Annotated in this window: 17 protein-coding genes; 4 read left to right on the top strand and 13 right to left on the bottom strand. The window is 45.4% G+C overall.

What is annotated here, in order from left to right; all coding sequences use genetic code 11:
- Positions 1-12 precede the first annotated feature (12 nt).
- On the bottom strand, positions 13-468 hold the full coding sequence (locus AC3WTJ_RS06070) for a CBS domain-containing protein (RefSeq protein ID WP_492521072.1): 456 nt from the start codon (positions 466-468) through the stop codon (positions 13-15).
- 191 nt (positions 469-659) lie between these two features.
- On the opposite strand from AC3WTJ_RS06070, the gene AC3WTJ_RS06075 reads away from it, so the two are divergent.
- The 4 genes from AC3WTJ_RS06075 (at position 660) to AC3WTJ_RS06090 (ending at position 9,177) form a co-directional block, all read left to right on the top strand.
- Positions 660-1,091, top strand: coding sequence for a MarR family winged helix-turn-helix transcriptional regulator (locus tag AC3WTJ_RS06075; RefSeq protein WP_127454151.1), 432 nt, complete (start codon positions 660-662; stop codon positions 1,089-1,091).
- A 460-nt stretch (positions 1,092-1,551) separates the two neighbouring features.
- The gene (locus AC3WTJ_RS06080) at positions 1,552-3,441 is read left to right on the top strand and encodes an S-layer homology domain-containing protein (RefSeq protein WP_492521073.1); all 1,890 of its coding nucleotides are present in this window, start codon (positions 1,552-1,554) and stop codon (positions 3,439-3,441) included.
- A 28-nt stretch (positions 3,442-3,469) separates the two neighbouring features.
- Positions 3,470-8,005, top strand: coding sequence for an Ig-like domain-containing protein (locus AC3WTJ_RS06085; RefSeq protein ID WP_492521074.1), 4,536 nt, complete (start codon positions 3,470-3,472; stop codon positions 8,003-8,005).
- A gap of 530 nt (positions 8,006-8,535) precedes the next feature.
- The gene (locus tag AC3WTJ_RS06090; protein WP_492521075.1) at positions 8,536-9,177 is read left to right on the top strand and encodes an FMN-dependent NADH-azoreductase; all 642 of its coding nucleotides are present in this window, start codon (positions 8,536-8,538) and stop codon (positions 9,175-9,177) included.
- A 138-nt stretch (positions 9,178-9,315) separates the two neighbouring features.
- Here the strand turns inward: AC3WTJ_RS06090 and AC3WTJ_RS06095 are convergent, their stop codons facing one another.
- From AC3WTJ_RS06095 to AC3WTJ_RS06150, 12 genes are all read right to left on the bottom strand, one after another.
- Positions 9,316-10,230: an NAD(P)/FAD-dependent oxidoreductase gene (locus AC3WTJ_RS06095; RefSeq protein ID WP_492521076.1), complete on the bottom strand. Its 915-nt coding sequence runs from the start codon at positions 10,228-10,230 to the stop codon at positions 9,316-9,318.
- 71 nt (positions 10,231-10,301) lie between these two features.
- Positions 10,302-10,778 carry an RrF2 family transcriptional regulator gene (locus AC3WTJ_RS06100; protein WP_407872569.1) on the bottom strand — a complete coding sequence of 159 codons (477 nt, stop codon included), beginning with the start codon at positions 10,776-10,778 and terminating at the stop codon, positions 10,302-10,304.
- Positions 10,779-10,885: 107 nt separating this feature from the next.
- Positions 10,886-12,214, bottom strand: a complete 1,329-nt coding sequence (locus tag AC3WTJ_RS06105) for an MFS transporter (protein WP_492521077.1) — start codon at positions 12,212-12,214, stop codon at positions 10,886-10,888.
- A 152-nt stretch (positions 12,215-12,366) separates the two neighbouring features.
- Positions 12,367-13,533: a hypothetical protein gene (locus AC3WTJ_RS06110; RefSeq protein WP_492521078.1), complete on the bottom strand. Its 1,167-nt coding sequence runs from the start codon at positions 13,531-13,533 to the stop codon at positions 12,367-12,369.
- Between the two features lie 152 nt (positions 13,534-13,685).
- Positions 13,686-14,555 carry a sugar phosphate isomerase/epimerase family protein gene (locus tag AC3WTJ_RS06115; protein ID WP_492521079.1) on the bottom strand — a complete coding sequence of 290 codons (870 nt, stop codon included), beginning with the start codon at positions 14,553-14,555 and terminating at the stop codon, positions 13,686-13,688.
- Positions 14,556-14,584: 29 nt separating this feature from the next.
- The gene (locus tag AC3WTJ_RS06120) at positions 14,585-15,547 is read right to left on the bottom strand and encodes a Gfo/Idh/MocA family protein (protein ID WP_492521080.1); all 963 of its coding nucleotides are present in this window, start codon (positions 15,545-15,547) and stop codon (positions 14,585-14,587) included.
- 14 nt (positions 15,548-15,561) lie between these two features.
- Complete coding sequence (locus AC3WTJ_RS06125; protein ID WP_127454137.1) at positions 15,562-16,395, bottom strand: carbohydrate ABC transporter permease; 834 nt, start codon at positions 16,393-16,395, stop codon at positions 15,562-15,564.
- Positions 16,396-16,410: 15 nt separating this feature from the next.
- A complete protein-coding gene (locus AC3WTJ_RS06130; RefSeq protein ID WP_492521081.1) occupies positions 16,411-17,370 on the bottom strand; it encodes a carbohydrate ABC transporter permease in 960 nt (319 codons plus the stop codon).
- A gap of 71 nt (positions 17,371-17,441) precedes the next feature.
- Positions 17,442-18,848 carry an ABC transporter substrate-binding protein gene (locus AC3WTJ_RS06135; protein WP_492521082.1) on the bottom strand — a complete coding sequence of 469 codons (1,407 nt, stop codon included), beginning with the start codon at positions 18,846-18,848 and terminating at the stop codon, positions 17,442-17,444.
- A 126-nt stretch (positions 18,849-18,974) separates the two neighbouring features.
- On the bottom strand, positions 18,975-20,756 hold the full coding sequence (locus AC3WTJ_RS06140; RefSeq protein WP_492521083.1) for a cache domain-containing sensor histidine kinase: 1,782 nt from the start codon (positions 20,754-20,756) through the stop codon (positions 18,975-18,977).
- A 26-nt stretch (positions 20,757-20,782) separates the two neighbouring features.
- Positions 20,783-22,387 (bottom strand): response regulator, encoded by a 1,605-nt coding sequence (locus tag AC3WTJ_RS06145; RefSeq protein ID WP_492521084.1) that lies wholly within the window; start codon positions 22,385-22,387, stop codon positions 20,783-20,785.
- 176 nt (positions 22,388-22,563) lie between these two features.
- Complete coding sequence (locus AC3WTJ_RS06150) at positions 22,564-22,758, bottom strand: hypothetical protein (RefSeq protein ID WP_492521085.1); 195 nt, start codon at positions 22,756-22,758, stop codon at positions 22,564-22,566.
- Between the last annotated feature and the right edge of the window lie 638 nt (positions 22,759-23,396).

Below are 23,396 nucleotides of genomic sequence, written 5' to 3' on the forward strand. Positions count from 1 at the left end.
TTACGTATACGCTTACAATAAGGTTTGAAATGAATGCCGGATAACGTCTCCCCTGCTAATGATGCCTACTAATACGCCGCGATGGACCACCGGCAGTTTTTTAATTCGTTTTTTACCCAAAATAGCTGCGATTTGCTCGATATCTTCTTCCGCATCTACGGCAATCACTTTCTTTTGAGCAATTCTCATGACACACATTGGAAGCAAGCTGCGAACTCTTTCATCAAACTCTTCGTCATCCCCTTTGATCACAGCTGTGTACATATAAGATCCGAATACATGATCATCATGCTTGCCGATGTAGCGCATAATATCTCCATCACTAATATACGCAACCACTTCATTCCGTTCGTTGACAACAGGAAGCCCGCTTATTCTGTATTTGATAAACTTCTCAATCACATCGCTAACAGGGTCGTTTTCTTTGACTTTGTAAACTTGGCGAACCATGATCTCTTTTGCTTTCATGACGATCCCCCCCTATCATTTGCCTTCTGATGTATCTAGATGTATAATGCAACTATATATTTGTATTATACAACTATATACACGGAACTTCAATTGTAATTCGTACCCTATTCTGAAACATATTCAAAATGAACCTTGTATGTTACGATGAATTCATAGTCATATCTACTAAATTATAAACGAGGTACTCCATGTCCGAAAAGATCGATCATCCCGCTGAAACGATTGAGCTCGAACTCGCCATCCTCATGCGTCGATTCCTTGCTGCGACGACCAATAAAAAAATTGGCACGTTAGACCGTTCCGCTTATCTATTGCTCCATCAGATCTCTTCGAACGGCTCGTCGGGCGTGAAAGCTTTGGCGGAGGAGTTCCAGCTGGATATCTCGACAATCAGCCGACAGACCGCTTCACTGGAGCAAAAAGGCTACGTCTACCGAATTCCCGATCCTCAAGATGGACGCGCCTACTCGCTGCAAATCACGGAAAGCGGCGCCGCGGAACTGGCCTCCAACAAGCAGGCTCGCTATGAACGCGTTGCGGAACTGCTGCGAGATTGGCCTGCGGAAGATCAGCAAAAGTTCGGTGAGCTTCTGAGTAAATTTAACAGGATCTTTGCTTGACACAAAAAGGCTTGCCCTGCTGGGCAATGTTATTAAGTTATGTTTAGAGTTAGGAATAGAAATAGAAGTGGAATCTGAAACGGCATGGGGTAAGCCCTATGCCGTTTATTTTTATGTGCAACAAAGGAACACGTGTACAGCAAACATAGTGGATGGAATACCGCTTTAAAAATCTTCATGCGAACCCAATTATGCTGCTGTTTGCCGATCGCTTTTTTTGTTATCTGACTCGCTCTGACTTCACTCACTTTCCTCGTAAATGCTTTCATATGCTCCGTTTTTCGCTGATTATATAGTCTTATAAACCTATCCACCAGAAGAATAATTAGTTCAAAAGAACTACTTGTCATCAATTTCCCAGTGATTCTATGTCGATATTTGAAGGAATTAATTGCACAAGTGTGTAAATTAACGCAAAGGATTTCCCTTTTTAACAACATAGATAGACGGAGGTATGATGATGCAAAAACATTTACAACAAATTCGTTTGAAAGGAACTATGGCTGTTCTTCTGGCAGTAGGGAGCGTGTCGGCATTTCCAGCTTGGGCTTTAGCCACTCCAGTTGAAGCAGCAACGGTGCAATTAACTATTGGGAATGCAAGTGCGGAAACCAACAGCGCCTTTACAATCCCCGTAACAGCGACGCCTAATAATGGAGAAATTGCTTCCTACAACATGCAAATCGATTTTGATCCAACAGCGTTTCAAATTCAAGCAGTAACCCCGAAATATGGGAGCTCCGATTTGACAACGTGTTCAGAGAACACAGAAGGCTGCTTCCAAGCTTCTTTCGATAATGAGAATGGTTGGATTCGCGCCATTTGGATCGATCAGACTACTGGCAGTACAGACCCGCATCCTATCAAGGGTAAGCAAGTACTTTTTGAAATCTCCGGAACTACAAAAGCTTCAACCGGCACTAAGACATTCGCCATCGATACCAAGAGCACAGAGAACTTTTCATTCACTGACGGCCATTTTATTGACAAGGAGCCCCAACAACTTAAGCCCGAAGCTCAGATAATCGAAAATACATTTAGTGTAAGTGATCCCCCTTCGAGTTCCGGCTCTGGCACAGCTCCACCGATTGACGTGAAGGTCTATATAGACGGTAAACTGCAAGAAAAATCAGCTACAGCCACTACAACCACAATTAACGGCCGTGTAACGACATCGATTACGGTCGACAACGACAAAGTCATTCAACAACTTGAAAATAATACGGTTAAAACGTTGATGCTGCCGATCCGCGACAACACATCGCAAGTAGTCATCGGCGAATTAAACGGTAAGCTTGTCAAAGCCATGGAAGGAAAGGACACTTCTGTTCAAATTCAGACAGATCGCGCCACCTACACCTTGCCTGCGGCTCAGATTCGAATCGATAACATTTCACATGAAATCGGTTCCAATGTTTCGCTGGAGGATATTAAAATTCGAGTCATAATCGCAGACGGCTCTGCCGAGCAATCCGATAAGCTCAAGCTTCTCGCCCAAACAGAGCAATTCAACAATGTAACATCGCCTGTCAATTTCGAAGTTGAAGCGACCTTTGGTGATAAGCAGGTTCAAGTCCACCAATTTAATAATTATGTGGAACGTTCCTTAGCGCTTCCGGATGGCGTAGACCCTAAGAAAATGACAACGGGTATTGTATTGCATAACGACGGTACTGTGACACATGTTCCGACAAGAATTCACAAGGAAGACAATAAATACTATGCCGATATCAAAAGCTTAACAAACAGTACATATTCCATAATCTGGAATCCAAAAACCTTTACAGACGTTACTTCACACTGGAGTCGTACCGATGTAAGCGATCTGGCCTCAAGATTGATTGTCCAAGGTACGTCAAAGGACGCCTTCAGCCCCGATCGTGCCATTACACGGGCTGAATTCACATCCATTCTGCTTCGCGCGCTCGGTCTCTCCTCGCCTAAAGAGGCTCAAGCTGTCTCTTTCAGCGACGTGACCTCTTCCGATTGGTTCGAGCCTCAGGTGACGACTGCGGTTTCCTATAAACTAGTCAGCGGCTATGAAGATGGTACCTTTCAACCAAATGGACTCATTACGCGAGCAGAAGCAATGAAAATGCTCGAACAGGCGCTCGCTCTCGTTCAATTGGACGTAATTAAGGACGCTCAAGCCATCAATGCACTTCTCGCCGCTTTCACCGATCAAGCCGAGATTCAGCCTTGGGCTCGTCAAGCCATTGCTGCGTCTGTGAGTCAAGGAATTGCCGAAGGCGCGGACAACAAGCTCTCACCGAACGCGAATATCACTCGCGCTCAGACGGCTGCCATGGTTCGACGTTTGTTGATTAAAGCCCATCTCATAAATGACTAGATTTCTACGAACAACAGGAGGAACTGCCATGAAGAAAAACTTATGGGAACGTGTACTTCCCCTTCCACATCGAAAGCATATCTCTTTAACTTTGACTTCTGTCTTAGCACTTAGCCCTATCATTGCAGCACTTCCTGCTTACGCTGCCAATACAGCTACAATTGCAGCATCTGTCGGCAATAAAGATATCAATTGGATTCCAACCGACAGCAAATCCATTCTCATAAATCCAACCGTTACCGGAGATACCCTCTCACTGGATATTAGTGCGCATACAAATTGGGCAAATGAAAATGGGATGACACTCACAGCCACATCTCAAAGTACAGCCGTTGCATCCGCTGCCATCAGCGGCCAATCCTTGACTATTACTGCCATTAGCGGAGGCACTGCACTCATTACGCTGAAAGCTGAAAAAAGCGGCCGTAACTCTGTCATTGACACGATACAGGTTTCATTGACTCGTATTGGGGATACTAACGGAGATGGCAATGTAACCTCTGCTGATGCGTTATATATTACCAAACTAGTCAATACTACGCCTCCGATCACAGATCCCGAAGAAATTAACCGACTGGATATCAATCGCGACGGCAAGCTCACCAAAGAAGATGCGACGGCTTTGCTTAGCAATTACGTCGGTAAAAGCGGCGCAGTTGCAAGTACATACATCGTGAACTTAAAAGAGGTTAATGATGCGCCGACCGTTCCTCAAGCTGCCATACAAGGGCAGCTTAAAATCAACGAAACTTTGCAAGCAAATGCGCAATACCAAGATGTTGAAGGCGATGCAATGGCTTCACTTTCCTATCAATGGTATCGTGGCAAGAATGTAGACGGTACGGATAAATCAGCCATCTCCTCTGCGACCGCGAATCAATACACTATCGGAGCAGATGATGTCGGACAGTTCCTTTTTGTTGAAATAACGCCTAAAGCACAATCTGGCACCCTAACCGGTCAGCCAACTTTGTTTAATACGACCACTCCGGTTCCGGATACAACACCGCCTGTTCTGGATGAATCCCTTCAACCATTGGGTAGCATGAGCAAATCTGCTATGACGTCGGATTTCATTCTGGACTTCAATGAAGCTGTAAAAGCAGGCGCCGGTTCCATTCACCTTCGTAAAAAATCGGATAACTCGGTTGTTTCAAGCTACCTAGCTAGTGATACAACGACTGTTACGTTTAACGGGGATAAAGTTACGTTGAAGAATCCCGGTCTTGCAGATGTCACAGAATACTACATGGAAGTAGATTCAACCGCTGTATTGGATACGGCAAATAATGCATTTGCGGGCTTCAACGGTTCCTCGACATGGCATTTTACAACACCGGATACGACCGCACCTACGCTCTCTTCGAGGCTTCCCGCTAATCAGGCGAATGATGTCATGAAAAGCGCAGATTTGAAAATCACTTTCAATGAAGCAGTCAAAGCGGCTTCCGGCAAAAATATCACCATCTATAAAACAGGAAATACTCAACCCCTTGCTGTGATTGCAGCAGATGACACTGCGCATGTAACGATTACCGGTTCAACTGTACTGATAAAGCATGCCGATCTACCAGAATCGGAGAATTATTATGTACTCGTCGAAAGCGGAGCCTTCACAGATTTATCCGATAACGTCTTCGAAGGTGTTTCTTCGGATTCGGAATGGACGTTCTATGTGCCGGATATTACATCACCTGTAACAAGCATTTTAACTCCTTTGAATGGAGCAAAAAATGTGTCGGTGAGCGACGACTTCAAGCTTACCTTCAATGAAAATGTTCAAGCTGTTACAGGAAAGCAGCTATCGATTAAGAATGCAGCTACGAATAATGAAGTAGCGGCGATTGACGTTGATGATACTTCAAAAGTTACGATTTCCGGAGCTGAAGTCCTCATTAAAAACCCTGGGCTAGCTACAGATACTTCTTTCTATATCGAAGTTCCAGATGGGTCCTTCAAAGACAGCGTGGGTAATGTTTTAAAAAGCGCAGACGTACCCACTTGGGCGTTCACCACATTGGATACGATTGCGCCAACGTTGACGGCAACTAGCCCTGTTGCGAACGGTAAAACGGCGACTGCGGATGCCGATCTAACAATGACGTTTAGCGAGCCTATCACGCTTGAAAGCAATAAAGAAATTAAAATTTGGAAGGCTGCCGACCAGCAAATCTTCCAAGTAGTCCAAACAAATGATGCTTCACATGTCAGCATTTCCAGCAACATTGTGACTTTAAAAGATCTAGATCTTGAAGAAAACGTTAGCTATTACATCACAATAGAAACAGGCGCCTTCAAGGATGAAGCTGAGAATCGGTTTGCTGGCTTGGATGAAACATCAGCCTGGCACTTTGCAACGCCGGATGTGACGCCGCCGACAGCAACAACAGTCACACCGGCTAATCTGGCCATTCATGTTGATCCAAACTCGGCAATATCCGTTACTTTTGACGAAGCCGTGAAAGCAGGTAATGGCAAATATGTAACAATCCGCAAATTAAGTGATAACTCCGAAGTTGCGAAATATGCTTCGAGTGATACAGCCAAAGTAACCATAAGCGGTGCCCAAGTCACGTTCGTGAACCCAGGGCTTGCGGATGAAACAGGCTACTATATTGACATTGAAAACGGCGCTTTTGCCGACTTATCAGATAACGCATTTGCTGGCATGTCAGGTTCGTCGAATTGGAGCTTCACAACGCCGGATACGACCCCTCCTGTTGTGTCTGCTTCACTCCCAGCGAATCATGCAACAGAAGTTAGTAAATCAGACGACTTCACCATAACTTTTAACGAAAACATACAAGCAGACACAGGAAATATTAAACTGTTCAAATCAACTGATACAAGCACACCAATCGCAAGCTATGTAAGTACAGATATGAACTATATCACCATTTCCGGAAAAACAATCACGATAAAAAACCCTGGACTTGGCGATTTCACGAACTATTACATTTCTATTGATCCAAATGCTATAGCCGATCTGTCAGGAAATAAATTCACAGGACTAGACGGCTCGCTCAATTGGAGCTTCTGGTCACCGGACTCACGTACATTTAGTGTCACAAATTATGAAGACTTTAAAGAAAATGTCATGAGATCAACAGGCGGTGCCATCCTTGACCTGGTTATCTCTGGAGATACATTCAAAGATCAAACGATCTCTCCTTTATCGAGTACCGACATTACGTTGCATAACGCTCCCGCAGGGCTGTCAGTTCTTAGCGCTGACTGGGTAGGTGAGAACGAGGCTTATCTGAGCTTGGATTATGACGGAACCGACTTTGATACCGACATTACAAACTTTGGAGTGACGATTAAAGGGAATGCTCTTGTTTCAGGCAGAGACATCAAATCGCAAGAAATGACGATTACTGCTATTGTTGAGCCCGAAATCAGCTCAGTGAGCCCAATAAACGGTCAAACGGGTATTGGCAAATCGGACAATTTGACGATGGCGTTCAGCAAAGCAGTTACTGCCGTCGCAGGCAAGAACATAGCTATCCTCAAAAAGAGCGATAACACGATTGCTGAAACCATTAATGCAGGCGACTCTTCGAAAGTTACCATTAGCGGAATGACCGTAACTGTTCAACACGCAGACTTAAGCGTAAATACGGATTACTACGTTACCATTGAAGAAGGCGCATTTATAGATTCAGATTCAAACCCTTTCGCAGGCATTCAAACGAACAGCACTTGGGCTTTTAAAACGATTAGCAATATGGCGGCGCCTATGCTTTCGCCTGCAACGAATTCGACGGAAGCCGATCCTAACGGAGATTTGACCTTGACGCTTGAAGCAGCGGTTACAGCTGTCGGAGGCAAAACCATCAAGATTTATAAGAAAACCGATAACGGGCTAATCGAAACAATCGATGCAGGGAATGCCTCTAAAGTTACTGTTAATGGAAACACAGTCACCATCAAACACGTCCCGCTTGTCGATAAAACCGAATATTATGTAACTGTAGATGCCGGTGCATTTCAAGATAGCATTGGTCGGATTAACCCTGCGATTAGCTCCCCGACTGATTGGGCGTTTAGAACAGTGGAGTTCAATGTTGCCCCTTTCTTCACTGATTTCGTGGATGCTGGCGATGGCCGCATTGCCTTTCAGATTGCCGTTCCTACTGCTGGAAGCGGGTATGGGGGTTACTCTGTTTGGTTGAATAAATACGTAAAAGCAACAAATACTACGCAGTCTGTTAAGCAGTATGACCTTAGATCAGATTATGATAGAAATATGCTTCACATTGCGATTAACAACATCTTTTACGATGCAATGGACGTTATGCCAATTTGGTATTATAACGAAGAATTCAATGCATACGATCCAACGAAATCCAGCGTAACAGCTTATACGATCAGGGATTCAACTAACAAAATCGTTGATGTCCTCGGCGATCCGACCGCGTCTATGGATAAACCCTTTTTATCAGCTGGCGGTACACTCGTTCGCAAAACAGGTATGCTCGGCGGCGTCAGCTTCTATCATCCTTTTCAATGGACGACTTATCCAAAAGGCACTTTTCAATATATGGGACAACATACAAACTAACAAAAAGACCTGGCCGCAGCCCAATGTCATGAAGTTACGTTTAGAGTTAGGACTGGAAATAGAAGTGGATTCTGAAACGGCATGGGGTAGGCCCTATGCCGTTTATAACAGCTGATTTATAACGGATTTAGCGCGCATTCTGCTGTCCTGGTCGAATCGAGCTCATAGGCTTCGTTCAAATGCAAAAGATTGCAGCCTTTTGTGTTCGGTTGTCTTTGAAAATAGGTGTCTTTATCCGTGGGTTCCGCTGCGATATGTAAATCTGAGCCGTTGACCGCAAGCAACCGATACCCGCGGTAGTCTTTGATATCCGTATGCGATTGCGTAAATTCGTGAACCTGCTCTTTTTCTTGATTAGTAACCCTGGGCCTTAACTTAATGACAGTGCCCTGCTGGGCAACCTTTTTTGTGTTTGCATGTTCTACCACTATATGTAAATGGACATAGACTACATTTTTGTAGTAACATACTAAATGTTAGTCAATGAGAATAAGTTACTATTCAATATTCATAGAAAGAAGGAAATTATAATGTCAACTGTACTTTATATCTCTGCTCACCCTATGCAAGGTGAAGCATCTTATAGCACAACTGTCGGGAACCAATTTATTCAAGCTTACCGCGAGGCTAACCCGAATGATGAAGTTATTTATCTTGACCTCTTTCAAATGGACATCCCTCGTATTGACGCCGAAGTACTCACGGCTTGGGGAAAATTAGGTACTGGCACTGCATTTGATCAATTAACTGCTTCCGAGCAAAAGAAAGTTAGCCGTCTATCCGAGCTTGTTGATCAATTCGTTGCAGCTGACAAGTATGTATTTGTCAATCCGGTGTGGAATTTCTCCTATCCACCAGTGCTCAAAGATTATATCGACGCGATCTGTGTCGCAGGCAAAACCTTCAAGTACGTAGCTGGTGTAGGTCCTGTTGGGCAATTAACCGATAAAAAAGCCCTTCATATTCAAGCTAGCGGCAGCGTCCTCTCTCCTGGATCAGCTTACGCTGATTTCGAAATGAGCCATCGCCACTTAGACACCATCATGAAATTTTTAGGCGTGCCAAGCTTTGACGCTATTTTTGTAGAAGGCATGGCCGCTGCTGCGGATCAAGCTCAAGCCATTAAAGAAAAGGCCGTTCAAGAAGCTCGCACACTAGCATTAACTTTCTGATTTATGTCTTGCAAAAATAAAAACCAGCTCCTCGTGAAATTGACGAGAAGCTGGTTTTTTTTACAACCCATACTGCATTATCATTTATTGCATGATAATAAGAAGACGAATTTGCTAAAGTTTACTCTCAGCTTTCATCTAGCCCTGACGATCCCATGCTTCTATAAGCAGCTCATTATTAATTCCAGCGCCCGTTAAAGCACCTGAAGAGGCGGCTGCAATCGCTTGATACATTTCTGTAGAGGCGTCACCAGCACCATAAATACCCGGAACGTTCGTTTTTCCGAAAGCATCTACGACAATAGCCCCTGCTTCCGTCATCTGGCAACCCAAGGTTGGCGGGAGATCAGATCCGGCAGCCAGCTTCGGTGCGAAGAATATACCCGTGCAAGGAACACTCGTGCCGTCTTCCAGTAGCACCTGCTGCACCATGCCATTGTCTGATTCAATACGCAGGATCGGTGAATCATATACGGATACATGATGCTGTTTGAGTTCTGCGCGTTGTTCATCCGTTAACTCATCGGGTCCATTTGTGCAAATAACATAGTCCGAGGTCCACCCGGCCAGCAATTTGGCCATATGCATCGCTTTCGCGCCTTTTGTAATGACGACAAGCGGTTGGTCTCTCAGCTCCCATCCGTCGCAGTAGGGACAAACGAATGCGCTTTTGCCATACACTTCAGCCAACCCCTCAATATCGACCGGAAGGTCTTTCATGCCTACCGCGAACAGCAATTTTTTCGCCCGATACGTTCTGCCTTGTGCGGTCGTGATCTGAAAGTCACCGTCCTCGCCTGTTATCGTTGCCACAGTCTCATCAGCAAACTGAACGGTTGGATACGTTTGAATCTCTTCTCTCGCTATCCGCCGAAATTCCGCCGGGGTAATGCCATCCCGCGTGAGAAAACCATGCGTGTGCCCTGTTACTCGATTTCGAGGCCGTCCTTCGTCGATGATCACGACGCTTTTTCTGGCCCTCCCAAGCACAAGCGCTGCGTTCAATCCTGCCGGTCCGCCGCCAATAATCCCTACATCCATAAGTTGTTCCATCTTCATCATCCTCCTGGATCTCTAATGTCCATAATATAGCTAGAAGAAGCTAATAGCTCCTCGTTTACGGCTTACTTTGTACTTGTAGTTGCCGCTGAATCAAGTACACCTTGAATCGTGTGCTGCTGTAAATAATGAACCATTTGCTGTTCAGCGCCGTCCATCACTTTTTTAACCAAACAGCCGTTGCCTTCATGATGACCGGAATGCTGCTGTGAATCCTGAGCTTCTGATTCAAAAAATAATTGATGCTGCTGTGAATCCAGATTGAAGCATTCATACATCTTCTGGCGGCCTTCCACAACCTGAATGACATCAAGAAATGTAATCAGTTCGGCTGATTTAGCCAGCTCGTAACCTCCACTTGCACCTGTCATTGCACGTACGATGCCATCTTGCCGCAGCTTCGACATGATCTTGGACAGATAGCTCTCGGAGACTCCCAGAAGCGCAGCTAATTCCTTAATGCCTACATGCTGGCCTCTTTCAGCGCGAGCTAAATGAAGGATGGCGTGAAGAGCGTGGCCAGTGCTTTTGGAGAATTGCATGAGTAACACCTTCCAGCGATTAAAATTCGGTCAACATCTTTATGGACCTGCAATATCCATAATAGCTGACCTTCACTTTTTTTACAAGTCATTGATTTATGCAACCATCAATTTTCAGCCTGTCGTACTCTTTTTCCCGAAGACTGGTACCACAATAACATCCCGATTGAGACCAATCCAATTAGCAGCAATAAACCATACACATGCTGATAGGACAGAGCAAGGCTCGTATGAGTTTGAACCTCAAGCAAAATGCCGCACACAGCAACGGAAATCGATCCGCCGCAGAACTGGATCAACTGCATCAGTCCCATGCCTGAACCGATGAGCGTTTTCGGTAGAATGCGCGAAGTCTCGTTGTTTAGAGAGGACAGCGTTGCTGAGAATGCGGGCGAAAAGCAAATATACCCGACAAGCACAACGATGGAAGAAGTCCCTACGACAGCGTAAAAAAGAAGCATAACCATAGAAAGCACGATGTGCCCGATCAGCAGAAAACGCAGATTCCCATAGGTGTCAATCCAGCGACCGACGAAACGAGTCAAGAATGCCGACAAGATGGCGCCTGGCGCAATCGTCAAGCCGATTTCCATCGCTGAGCGATGAAACAGGTTTGCCAGTACTAGCGGCATCAGAAACAGATTTCCGAGATTTAAAACTAACACACAAAACCCAATGACGACCAATTTGCGAAAATCAGGATTCCTCAATAAATCCGGGTTGATGAACGTTTCTTTCCCCCGCCTCAAATGCCACGCATGCAGCAAGAAGGATACAACGCTGACCAAAATCCAAATCATAGATAATTGCGTTACTGCTAATAGGATGGTAGCAGCATTGATAACCGTTAAGATGGCTCCGATGAGATCGAAGCGGAAAGGCTGAGGGTCCTCTTTCGGAAGCAAACGAAGCAATACTGGCAGGATGACCAAGACGAGGCAAGTGATCGCAAACAACCCGTTCCAGCCAAAATATTCACTGATAAGCCCTCCGACAATCGGGCCTAATCCAAATGCCATAGCACTTCCAGCTGAAATCATGGCGATGGCAGAGCCGCGTCTTTCCATGGGCACGTATCGGCTCGCCAGCACCAAACCTAGTCCAGCCATGACGCCGGCACCTGCGGATTGAAGGATGCGAGCAGTTAGTAAAGCACCAAAACTGTGTGCAAAGATCCCGTATACGGAAGAGAGGCCAAGCACAAGCAGCCCTATTGTCAGCAACTTTCTTAACGGCACAATGTCCGTTAACCTGCTGTAAATAACCGTGGATAACGCATATCCGATGGAATAGCTAGAGATGACCCACGCCCCGAGATCCGCAGATATTTGGAGATCACCAATAATACTGGGGATAGAAACATTAAACATCGTCGTATTCATGATAACGATAAATAAGCCGACCGTCCAAACCGGCAGCACAACTTTGTCATTCAAATCCTTTCACCTCAACACATGTTTGTTGTATGTAGCATGCCATCTTCTGTCAAATTCTAAACTCATTGTATCATACAAGTAATAGAGAAGTAACGTTTTATCGAAAAAACCGCGCTAAGCGCGGTTCGCTAATGCTTTTTTTCAGCATCATCTTACTTCTCAGTGCCCCGTAAACCCACGTGCATAACCGTACGGCTTCCACCCCACGTCGAGATGAAATCTACTTGGCTGGAGCAGGAGCGGCTCTCGTAATTGGCATGGCCTGTTTTATCCTGTGCCGTCCCATTCCCCGGACTATGGATATTATCCAGAAAATCGACTTTGCCGACCGAGCTGTTATATGCAATGCCAAAATCACGCCATTCATCATGCGCGGTCTGCAATTCCTGGGCCGAATATGATCCGCCAATCTCCAAATAACCTGTTGCCCCGGCATTTGCTTTCGTGCTGGCCCATATCGCTTGTGTCAATTGACTACTGCCGGTAATTGCATACGACTGCTCTGCCGCTAAGATAGCACCGTCGATCTTCGCTTTCTTTTTGGCCGTTTCTTTCTCCTCAGCGATCCTAATCTCATGGGCATGAACCAAAGATGTTAGTGCGACCTGTATCTTCTCTTTGGCCGCTTTGATTCTTTGGCTCAAGGTCACCGATTTTTCTCTTTCGAGGTCTGCATTGTTCTCTTTCTCCCATAACGCAGCATGCCGTTCCTTGTCCGCCTCTACGAGATCAAAAGCAAATGATTTATCCAATTCAATAATACGATCAAGGTTGAAGGTTCCTTGAGTTTGCTTGCTTGCGATATCATTAGCTAACAGTTCGTTCGTTTCCACATAAGTTCCCCTGTCATAACTTTTGAAGGGAACCACTTTCTTCGCTGTAAGGTAGGTAAAAATAGACCTTACATTCCCCTTACTAGGATCACCTGAGAAACCTTGTTCATCCATCTGTGCCCCTGTGCATTTATCCTTTAGCGTTTTCCATTCCGAGTGGCTAAGTTCTTGGGGAATAATCTCAAATTGTTTATCCGAGGTACACCATTCATAGAATTCCTTAACATCCCCTTTATCCAAGTCGCTCCAATGTTCATTGATTTGGCTGATTAGTTTGGGTTGCTGCTTAGTAGCTGGCCATCTCATAGCTTGTATCAGCGGCGTTCCGACTAACATCTGCTGAACAGCCTTATTGCCGATCGTTCGTTGTAATTGTAAGAGGGACGAATAAGGATGATTCAACACATTCTGCTGTGTACTTGGTCTTCTTGAATTCCCTCCTTGTGACGGATGTTTGGCTGCTTGACTCCAGTTACGTGCGTGCATTGGGCTCCCCCTTGCAAATATACATCTAATTTCGCAGGACACGAATTCGACATTATCTTATCATATTCGCCACACCTTGGATATATTTTCCTAGTCAAAAAACCTTATCTACACAGCAATATGCTGAATAGATAAGGTTTTTGAATCCTTCATTAAAAATAATTCCTTAAATACGCCGCCGCTTTCACGATACCTTCCCGTTCCTTCTCCAGTGTGCCCCAGAATCGGTGATCCTCCAGTTCAATGGAAATCGCGCCCTTGTAGCCGAGTCGGTCTAATCTCACAGCAACCTTGCTCCACTCAACATCCCCTTGACCTGGTATCGTGTACCGCCAAGAGCCTTCCGAGAAGCCATATTTTGCACCAAAAGTTGCCGGCAAGATGCCGCATTCATACAACTCATCTTGCAAAATCTCGGTATCTTTGCCATGGCAATGGTTGATTCTTTCACCGAACTCTGTCAATGCGCGCAAATAATCGATACCCAGCCGCACCATATGAGACGGATCATAATTCAAGCCAAAATGCTTGGACGGGAGAGCTTCAAACATCGCGCGCCACATTTCCGGCGTACAACCGATCGTCGGATAATGAGGGGCAGGCCCTGGCCAACCCTCAATGGCGATGTAGACGCCTTCGCGTTCTGCATGGCCCACAATCTCCGGAAATGTATCCTTCCATATGGCGAAGCTCTCCTGACGCGATTGCGAATGATCTTCCGGCACGAGACACATGAACATGACCTTCGCACCTAGCGCAGCCACTTCCGTTATCTGCTTCTTGACGGCTTCGGCCGCATTATCTCTGCGAGCATCCTCTTTGCTTAGAAGTGTTCCACCCATTTGCACCGCATCTACGGAGCCAATGCCGATTCCCGCTGCGTCACATATTTGTTTGACTTCAGGATTTAAATGAGGCACATCAAGGACATCCAAACCTGCTTGAACGGCCCATGCTGCCGTTAACTCCAAGCCTTCAGCGCCGATTCTAGGCGGGATACGCATTCCTATTTGTAATTTCATAACATTACTCTCCTTATGCCAACTTAGCCTTAATAAGGTTTATAGCCACCTGCTTGATAAATCATCTCCGTAAACTTAACGACTTTCAGCGCAAATGTGCCTGGCACCTTAACCTCATGCCTCCCTAGAATGGCGTCGATAAAGCTTTTATCCTGATTCGTCGTTTGTTTAGGCAGTTCAGGAACAACCGGCTTTTCACCAAATCGCTGAATCGTAATTTTACCATTATCGTAAAAAATGCCTCCGTCTTCTCCGCAAAACACATAGGTTTCATGCCAGCATGGCGCAAAACCGATAATGTTTAGCCCAGCCACAGCACCTTCCTCGAACCGGATGGAGGTAAAAGAATCGATCTCCACAGGTGCTCCTTGAGTGTGCAGGTTCGTCTTCACTTCAGCCGGTGTAAGCCCCGTCGTCCATAGGAGCACATCGACGATGTGACTGCCGGAATCCATCAGCATACCGCCACCAGACAGCTCAGGAACTTGTCTCCACAAGCCAGTCGTGAACTGTTTCCATTCCTGATACAAAGATGCCGTAATCGACGTCAGCTTCCCTATCTCACCTTTTGCAATTGCTTCACGAATGAACAGGAATTCCGGCTGGAAATGCCGTTGGTAGGAGACCTGCATGACTTTCCCAGCCTTCTCTGCTGTTGCAATCAAGAGCTCCGCTTCCTCAGATGAACAAGTCATAGGCTTCTCAATGAGGACATGCAGCCCTCTGCTCAGCGCATCGGTCGCTTGCTGGAAATGCAGCGTATGCGGTGAGCAGATCACGACAGCATCCAATTCGATCTCATCCAGCATCACTTTATAGTCTGTATAATGCTTTACACCTTCAAGCGCAAACTTGGCTGCAAACTTTTCTCGGTTCTCCGTGCTCGTATCACAAAGCGCTACAATGTCTGCTTCCTCTAATTCCAGCAGTTGACGGCCATGAACTTGGGAGATTCCTCCCGTTCCAATCATACCAATACGAATTGTGCTCATTGGGTTGCAGCCTCCTATTTAATACCTGAGAAAGTAATGCCTCGAATAAATGCCCTTTGCACAAAAAAGTAAAGCAAAATAATAGGCAGCGTAATCATAACCAGCGTAGCCATCATCATCTGCCACTCGGCGCCGTGCTGCGATTTGAACGACTGCATCCCGAGCATCAACGTGTACTGGCTATCGTCGGACAAATAAATGAGCGGCCCCTGGTAATCCGTCCAGCTGCCCATGAACTGGAACAATGCAATTGTCAGCAAAGCAGGACGGCACAATGGAAGAATGATTTGCCAATAAATGCGGAGTTCTGAAGCGCCGTCAATGCGCGCAGCATCTTCCAGTTCTTTGGGCAAACCCATAAAGAATTGGCGCAGCAAGAAAATGAAGAACGGTGCTCCGAAAAAAGCGGGAAGCCAAAGCGGGATGCTAGTCCCGACCCAGCCGAAATTTTTGAAGGCGATAAAAATGGGAATCATCGTGACCTGATAAGGCAGCATCATCACGATAAGCGTCACGGCAAAAAGCGGCTTCGCCCCCCTCCAAGGAATTCTAGCCAAGCTATACGCAACAAGCGGGCAGGATAACAGCACCGCGAATGTTGCTAGACCTGCAATTGTAAGCGTGTTCTTCAAGTATTTGAAAAAAGGAATATAATCTAATGCTGCAGGATAGTTGCTCCACTCCATGACATGTGGAATCCATACTGGAGGCCATATGAACAATTCGTCATTTGCTTTGAGTGAAGTAGACACCATCCATAGAAATGGCGAAAGGAAAAAGGCGCCAACGAGAATTAACAAGAGATGTGAAAATATTTTTCGAACCGTTCCAAGTTCTGTGCTTCCCATAATGATCTCTCCTCCCTATTCTTTTCCTTGATAGTGGACCCAGCGCTTCTGTGACGCGAAGATCAACGCCGTTAAACCGACCACAATCAAGAACAGAATCCAGGCCATCGCGGAAGCATAACCCATTTTCAAATAACCGAAACCGTTCGTGTACAAATACATGACATAGAACATCATGGAATTAGCCGGCGTTCCCTGCCCATTTGTGAGGGTATAGGGGAGAACGAAATTTTGTAAAGCTCCGATGGTGCCCATAATTAGATTGAAAAAGATAACAGGTGTCAAAAGCGGTAACGTAATCGTTTTCGTTCGCTGCCAAGCACTGGCTCCATCCACGCTGGCGGCATCGTAATAATCTTGGGGAATATCTTGCAAGCCTGCCAAGTAAATCACGACCGCTTGCCCTGTGCCCCACAAGCTCATGAGAATTAAGGACGGCTTGGACCAGGCCTCACTTCCGATCCACGGCGGGCCGGATATCCCGATTTTTTCCAACCAAAAATTCACGAGACCGAATTGCGGATTGAGCAGCCACAACCAGATGATTGTCGTCGCGACTGGAGGGACTAAGCTAGGAATGAAAAACAACGTTCGGTAAAAACCTTGACCGCGTATTTTCAAATTCAACAGCAGCGCCAGACACACGCCAAACGCAATGCTTAGCGGGACGAAAATCACCGTATAGTACAAGGTATTATAAATACTGATCCAGAATACCTGGTCTTTAAAAAGATTTGCATAATTATCGAAACCTACGAATTCTCCGGGTTCAAGAATGCTGTAGGTGGTTAGGCTGTAGTAAGCTGACATAATAAGCGGATAGGCGTGAAAGAGAAGCAAACCGATAATCCAAGGCAATGCGAAGATCAATCCGAATAAGGAAATCTTTCTTTCGAAGCGCGTTTTCTTCGTCTTTACAGCACTCGCGGAAGCTGATAATTTATTGATCGAAGTTTCAGTTTCAGCCAATTTCAATCCGTTCCCCTCCTTTTCTAAGTAAAAGAGGCAGGGCCATGCAGAATGCCCTGCCTCCTATTTTCTAGAATCTAATTACCAACTTTAGCTAATTCCGTGTCCACATTCTTCTTCACTTCATCAAGCAGCGTTTTGGCATCGCCTTTGCCATGAATCGCCAAATCCTGCACCCGGATGGATTCATTCCACAAGAAGGCGCCTACCGGGGATACCGGTCTTGTGTAAGCATTTGGCATTAAGTCCAAGAAGACCTTTAAGTTCGGGTTCTCAGAGAGCTTCAACTCTTCATTAACTTGCGGCATTGCCGTAATATCATTTCCGGCTTTCGGACGTTTGGCGTAGAGCAGCGTACCTTCCTTATGCGCGACGAACTTGACGAATTCCCATGCTTCCTTCTCATGCTTGGAGCCCTTCGGAATAACGTAGGACCAACCGCCAGCCCAAGTCGTCGGTTTAGCGCCATCTGCTACAGGCATAGGGGCAACGCCCCAATCGAAGTTCAATTTGTATTTCGCCAAATCATTCAAAATCCAGTTGCCATCAAATTCGAAACCAACCTTACCCGTCCAGAATGGATTCATACCGGTTTGCCCCATGGCATCGGAGAAACTGGTCAAGTTCCCGATGTCATACTTTTTCGCATAGTCAGCCATCCATGCAAGCGCTTTAACGTTCTGCGGATCGTTCGGCGTCAAGTTATGGCTGCTATCTTCCCACTTCCCTCCAAAGTTCCATGCATGCGTGAATAAGTAGCCTTGATTCATCCAGGGGATGAATCCGATTTGCGAATATTTCCCGTTGCCGCCCTTTTTGAAAATCTTCTCCGCCATTTGATCTAACTCTGCGATCGTTGTAGGCGGCTTATTCGGATCTAACCCCGCTTCTTTCATCAACGTCTTGTTGTAGAACATCCCGCGATTATCCGTACCCCATGGTAACGCATAAACTTTGTCTTTATAAACCGTTTCGGCCCATAGCCCTTTATAATAGTCATCTGGAGATATTCCGCTGCTCTTCACATAACCCGATAAGTCTGTCAGCGAGCCTTTGGCCGCCCAAGAACCGATCAAGAATCGGTCGAACAAAGCAACGTCTGGCGGATTTCCGCCGGCAATAGCCGTCAGCAGTTTATCAGAGGCTTGTGTTTGGCCTGTTGTCTCCACGAAGGTCATTTTCACTTTTATGTTAGGATGCTGCTTCTCAAATACGTCTACTACCGTAGCTTTAAAATCCTTTTGATAGTCTCCGCCCCACGGAAACCAAAAATCAATGGTAACCGGATCTCCTGAACTTGTAGCCGCTTTAGGCGTGCTAGCGTCTGTGCTCTTTGTTTCTGTTCCTTTGGTACTTGGACTGCTCGATGCGGTGTTCGTGGAACTGCAGCCGGCCGCTGTCAGAGTAATTGCCAGTGCTGCTGAGAGGGGGAGTGCAATCAACTTTTTGCTTTGCCAATCGATACGTTTTTTTCTATTATTCATATTGATCCTCCTTTAAGTTTCTCACTCGCTGATGAGCTCACCTTTATTGTAGGCGCTTTCAAGGTCTCCTTTAAACGTGGGGATTTTTGTTTTTAGTGTATTATTTTTGTTCGTTCACGGATTTCGTCATAATCGAAGTGGCAGTACGAGCTTCACAGTTGTTCCTGACCCCGGCGTACTTTGAATCGATAGACCATATTCTTTGCCATAAGTTAGCTGAATTTGTGAATGAATGTTTCTTAGAGCAAAATTATGCTCTCCCTCCCATTCATCACTTGCCATCATAGCCGTGAGCTCCGCCATTTTATCCGGTTGAATTCCGATTCCGTCGTCCTCTACCTCAAAGTGTAAAATCTGACCGTCCATTTTCCAACGGATATCCAGCCGGCCTTTGCCTCGCTTATTCTCAAGACCATGATAAATCGCATTCTCAACAAGAGGCTGAAAAACGAATTTCAGCACTTTATGGCTCAGCATGGCGGAATCTGTGTACATATTCACCGTAAATTTGTCCTGATACCTTACTTTTTGAATTGATAAATAACTTTCTAGCAGTTCAACGCTTTCTTTGACGGTTACAAAATCATTTCCTTCACTTAAGCTGATCCGCAGATATTTTGATAAACCGAAAATCATCGTACTAATCTCATCGACCTTATAAATGCGGGAGATCCAATGAATGGAATCCAATGTGTTATACAAAAAGTGGGCATTAATTTGCGAAGCCATCATTTTCAATTGCGTTTCTTTTTTAAGCAATTTTTGAATATACACTTCATCAATTAAATCCTTGATGCGTGTCACCATCGTGTTAAAACCGTGATACAGCATGCCGAATTCATCCTTGCGTTCATCCATAATTTGCACATCGAAATCGCCTTCTCTTGCTCTGCGCATAGACCACAGCAGCATTCTAACGGGTTTATGCATTTGCTTGGCAAATAGAAACGCTAAAGCGATTGCCACGACGCTAAAACCAATGACGAGATAGACCGTGTAGTAGGCGATTTTTCTTGAATCGCTGACCAAATTTTGAATCGGGGCCATGCCGACAAGCTTCCAATCATTAATTTTCAATTGATCATAAACGACCATGAGATCTTTGCCTTCGACCCTGTCGGTTAAATACCCGCTTGGATTCGGGGGAAGGTTCAAGCCTGCTGGACGCATACTTAATGAGCCGTCCGAATCAGCAACAACCGTGTCATTCTGATTAACAATGTACGTCGTACCTTGCGCTTGGAAATCAACCTCGGACAAAAATTGTTGGATCAACTCCGGATTAAACTCCATGATGAGCACGCCAAGCGTTTGATCCAGATTATCGAAGTTTTTGAGCGAGCGCCCCATCACAAAGACGGGTTTATTGTCTTGATCAATCGTTGATTTAACAAGGGGGGATCGGATACCGTACCAGACCACCTGACCGTTAGCCGCTTTAATCTGCTTGTACCAATCCTGCTCTTTCTCTACCTTGCTTACCATCGGCAGTTCTGTGAAACCCGTGTTCGTGAACCGGTAGGAAGCACTGCGCTCTCCCAAAATATAAATGTTCAACGTATCATTTTTGACATTTACCAAATTGGATAAAAATTTGCCGATCTGTTGGTTGTTATAGCTTTGATCGTAGCTATCCCGATATTCACCGAGAATGCCTTTCTGAATTTCCTTATTGCCAAATATCAATAAAGACCTATTATCATATTCGTTCATAATAAGCTCAAGCCGTCTATTCGCTTGCTGAATCGTTTGCCAAGCTACTTGCGAGACTTTGGAACTGATAATTTCATTTGCTTTATGATAGGATAAATACCCCATGAGCATGATGGAGATCGTGATGCTTGCAAAAAATAAAATGAATAATTTATAGCCTACGGAACGCCATTTGAGATGCGCTAGAAGCTTCAAGCTATTGTCCCCTCCAAATTGGGCATTTAGACGCCAATATCGCGATACTGAGCTGGTGTCATGCCCTCCTGCTCTTTAAACAGTTTCACAAAATGCCTGAAATCCTGGTAACCCACCTGCTCCGCCACCTCATAAATTTTAAGCGTCGAAACCTTGAGCAGCTCCTTAGCTCTGTTGACCCGAAGACGAATTAAGTATTTACTGAATGTCTCCCCCGTTTTTTCATGAAATATTTTGCTAAAATAAGAAGGGTTCAAAAACAAATGCTCAGCAACCCGGTTCATCGTAAGTGGTTCTGTATAATGTTTTTCCATATAGTCGACAGCAAGCTCGATAAATCTTTTTCGATTTCCCGAGGCGTTATCGCCCGGCTGAAACTGGAGCAGAATCGTAAGGAGCACATCCTTGAGATCCGACAAAGCAAAGTAGGGAAGGACAAAGCTCTTGGTTGTCTCTTTCAAATCTGGAGCATAATTGATTTCCAATTTCATCTCCACTTCTGTGAAGAGTGAGGTTAAGCCCTTTCTCAATACAAACGGCGAACATTTCTGTTTATGCATTTGCAAATGTCCGAACAATTCATCAATTAAAGCGCGAAGCGCAGCATCATCGCTAAGCTTCACAGCATGCACAAACCTGGTTACCCAGCCATTAGGCGGCGTATATTTAGGGAGTGAATGGGACTGAGGCACGTCCATCTGATCCGCATCATAAACCTTCCCGTATCCTTCGTAGAACGCATAGGCGGAAATCTGTACGGCTTCTTGGAAGGAGGCATGAATGTCTGTGATCTGACTATTTTTACTGATTCCAATGTTAATGCCGATCCCCAAGTACCGCCAGCAAGCGGAGATGAGCGTCTCCCATATCCCCTGCTCATGGGCAAGATCAGCTTCCTTGTTGGGCGAAACTAGAATGGCTAAATCGGTATCGGGGTCGTCATGCAAAGGACAAGCGATCATCTTCATGGCATGTTTCCCGGTTTCTTTGGCGAGATTGCCAATGGCATGGCGCAGCAAGTAATGCTCCTTCGGGTTGTGCTCATGTACGCCCCAGTCATAAATCTTGATCATGATAACTTTGATCTGGTCGGGATCGAGTGGAATGTTCAGACGATCCCACACCGTTCGCGAGAATTGTTGTGAAGCGCTTCCATTTGTAAGAAGTGTTTCAACATACCGCTGCCGCGCCAGCGGCAAACTTTCTCGAACGCGTTCTGACATCTGCACGAATTCGTTATGATCTTCTCTCTCACGTTTGATTTGCTCTATGCACTTTCGCACAACCTCCAGCATGAGGGTTTCCTCGATTGGCTTCAGTACATAATCAACGGCTCCAAGACGCATCGCTTTTTGCGCATAGCTAAACTCGCTGTATCCGCTAATAATAATAATTTTCGAGGGCATATTAGCGTTTTTGACGGCTTCAATGAAAGCAAGACCATCCATACGTGGCATTTTGATATCTGTGATGATGATATCCGGCATCTGGTTTTGAATGAAGGTTAATGCATCTTCTCCATCCTCAACATCTCCTATGACTTTAATGCCTTCTGCTTCCCAATCAATCGTTGTAGCTAATCCTTGACGAACCCACCTTTCATCATCCACGATTAATAAAGAGTACATCATTCATTCTCCTCTCGTATAAAAAGGTCTGTTACCCTTCAAAAACGCTTATTACTTAGATGTCTTTTCCATACTTTACATGAATTTGATAGATCTGAAAAGTGGGTGCTAAAAAGATGTCCATGTCCATAGAAAGGAAATAACTGGAGGGAAACTCCAGCTATTTCGACGTTTGTACCTTAAACCTCATTTCTGTTGCCCGATTTCCGCCGCTTCATGACGTTGTTCACCAAATTTTGGGTTGCGTCTTGTGTGGAATCAAACACATTCTCAATAGCGTTTTGGACATAATTTGTCGCTGACTGCCCCATATTATTAAACATGCTCGTTTTGTTCTCAACGACATTCTTCTGGCCTTTCGGCGTATCAGGCATTGTATATACCTCCCATTTCGATTGGTTTGACATTCGGTCTAATTTCCCAATTATGGACAAAAGTTATTCATAAAAAAAGGTTGAGATTTCGCACATCCCAAAACATAATTCTTATCTTTTGAAAAAGGGTCTACTTCAATAAAAAAGTGCCCTGTAGTTCCTCATTGAGGAGAAAGGATCGTTGGAGGAGTTAATTTCCTTCCATAGTTTAGCTTGTTAAGAGCCCAATGGGAGCGAATTTGGGCGGTGGAGAACACCCAACACCGCTAAAAATCCAGCGTTACTGAGACATCTGGCGGAGGGGCCATCCTCATAGGAGAGCCAAACTGGCTGGCAGGCCACTTGGAGGAAGTACAGGGCGCTATTCTAACAAATTAAGCCCGTTTCCGCGTCAATCGGAACTGCAGGGCCCTATTTGACAGCCTGACCCCGATTTCTTCAAGAATATGGACAAATAGAGGACGTCAGTTCCCTTCCGCGTGAGGAGGAGCCTATTTCGATGAAATAGGGCCCTGTAGTTCCCCTCAGGGAGAAACCGCTGGAGCGATCGCAGCGACTGTGACAGCTATGTTGTATTTTACGCAACCATTTGGTCGTAAAGGGGCCTCACTTCGCCTCTATATTGCACTTCATACAAC

This window comes from Paenibacillus sp. FW101-FHT12H11 (assembly GCF_058790355.1).

Bases quoted from the DNA above. Each gene is read 5' to 3' on its own strand.
- AC3WTJ_RS06070 (WP_492521072.1), bottom strand. From the start codon at position 468: ATGAAAGCAAAAGAGATCATGGTTCGCCAAGTTTACAAAGTCAAAGAA.
- AC3WTJ_RS06095 (WP_492521076.1), bottom strand. From the start codon at position 10,230: ATGGAACAACTTATGGATGTAGGGATTATTGGCGGCGGACCGGCAGGA.
- AC3WTJ_RS06075 (WP_127454151.1), top strand. From the start codon at position 660: ATGTCCGAAAAGATCGATCATCCCGCTGAAACGATTGAGCTCGAACTC.
- AC3WTJ_RS06145 (WP_492521084.1), bottom strand. From the start codon at position 22,387: ATGATGTACTCTTTATTAATCGTGGATGATGAAAGGTGGGTTCGTCAA.
- AC3WTJ_RS06110 (WP_492521078.1), bottom strand. From the start codon at position 13,533: ATGCACGCACGTAACTGGAGTCAAGCAGCCAAACATCCGTCACAAGGA.
- AC3WTJ_RS06120 (WP_492521080.1), bottom strand. From the start codon at position 15,547: ATGAGCACAATTCGTATTGGTATGATTGGAACGGGAGGAATCTCCCAA.
- AC3WTJ_RS06115 (WP_492521079.1), bottom strand. From the start codon at position 14,555: ATGAAATTACAAATAGGAATGCGTATCCCGCCTAGAATCGGCGCTGAA.
- AC3WTJ_RS06085 (WP_492521074.1), top strand. From the start codon at position 3,470: ATGAAGAAAAACTTATGGGAACGTGTACTTCCCCTTCCACATCGAAAG.
- AC3WTJ_RS06135 (WP_492521082.1), bottom strand. From the start codon at position 18,848: ATGAATAATAGAAAAAAACGTATCGATTGGCAAAGCAAAAAGTTGATT.
- AC3WTJ_RS06100 (WP_407872569.1), bottom strand. From the start codon at position 10,778: ATGCAATTCTCCAAAAGCACTGGCCACGCTCTTCACGCCATCCTTCAT.
- AC3WTJ_RS06125 (WP_127454137.1), bottom strand. From the start codon at position 16,395: ATGGGAAGCACAGAACTTGGAACGGTTCGAAAAATATTTTCACATCTC.
- AC3WTJ_RS06090 (WP_492521075.1), top strand. From the start codon at position 8,536: ATGTCAACTGTACTTTATATCTCTGCTCACCCTATGCAAGGTGAAGCA.
- AC3WTJ_RS06080 (WP_492521073.1), top strand. From the start codon at position 1,552: ATGCAAAAACATTTACAACAAATTCGTTTGAAAGGAACTATGGCTGTT.
- AC3WTJ_RS06150 (WP_492521085.1), bottom strand. From the start codon at position 22,758: ATGCCTGATACGCCGAAAGGCCAGAAGAATGTCGTTGAGAACAAAACG.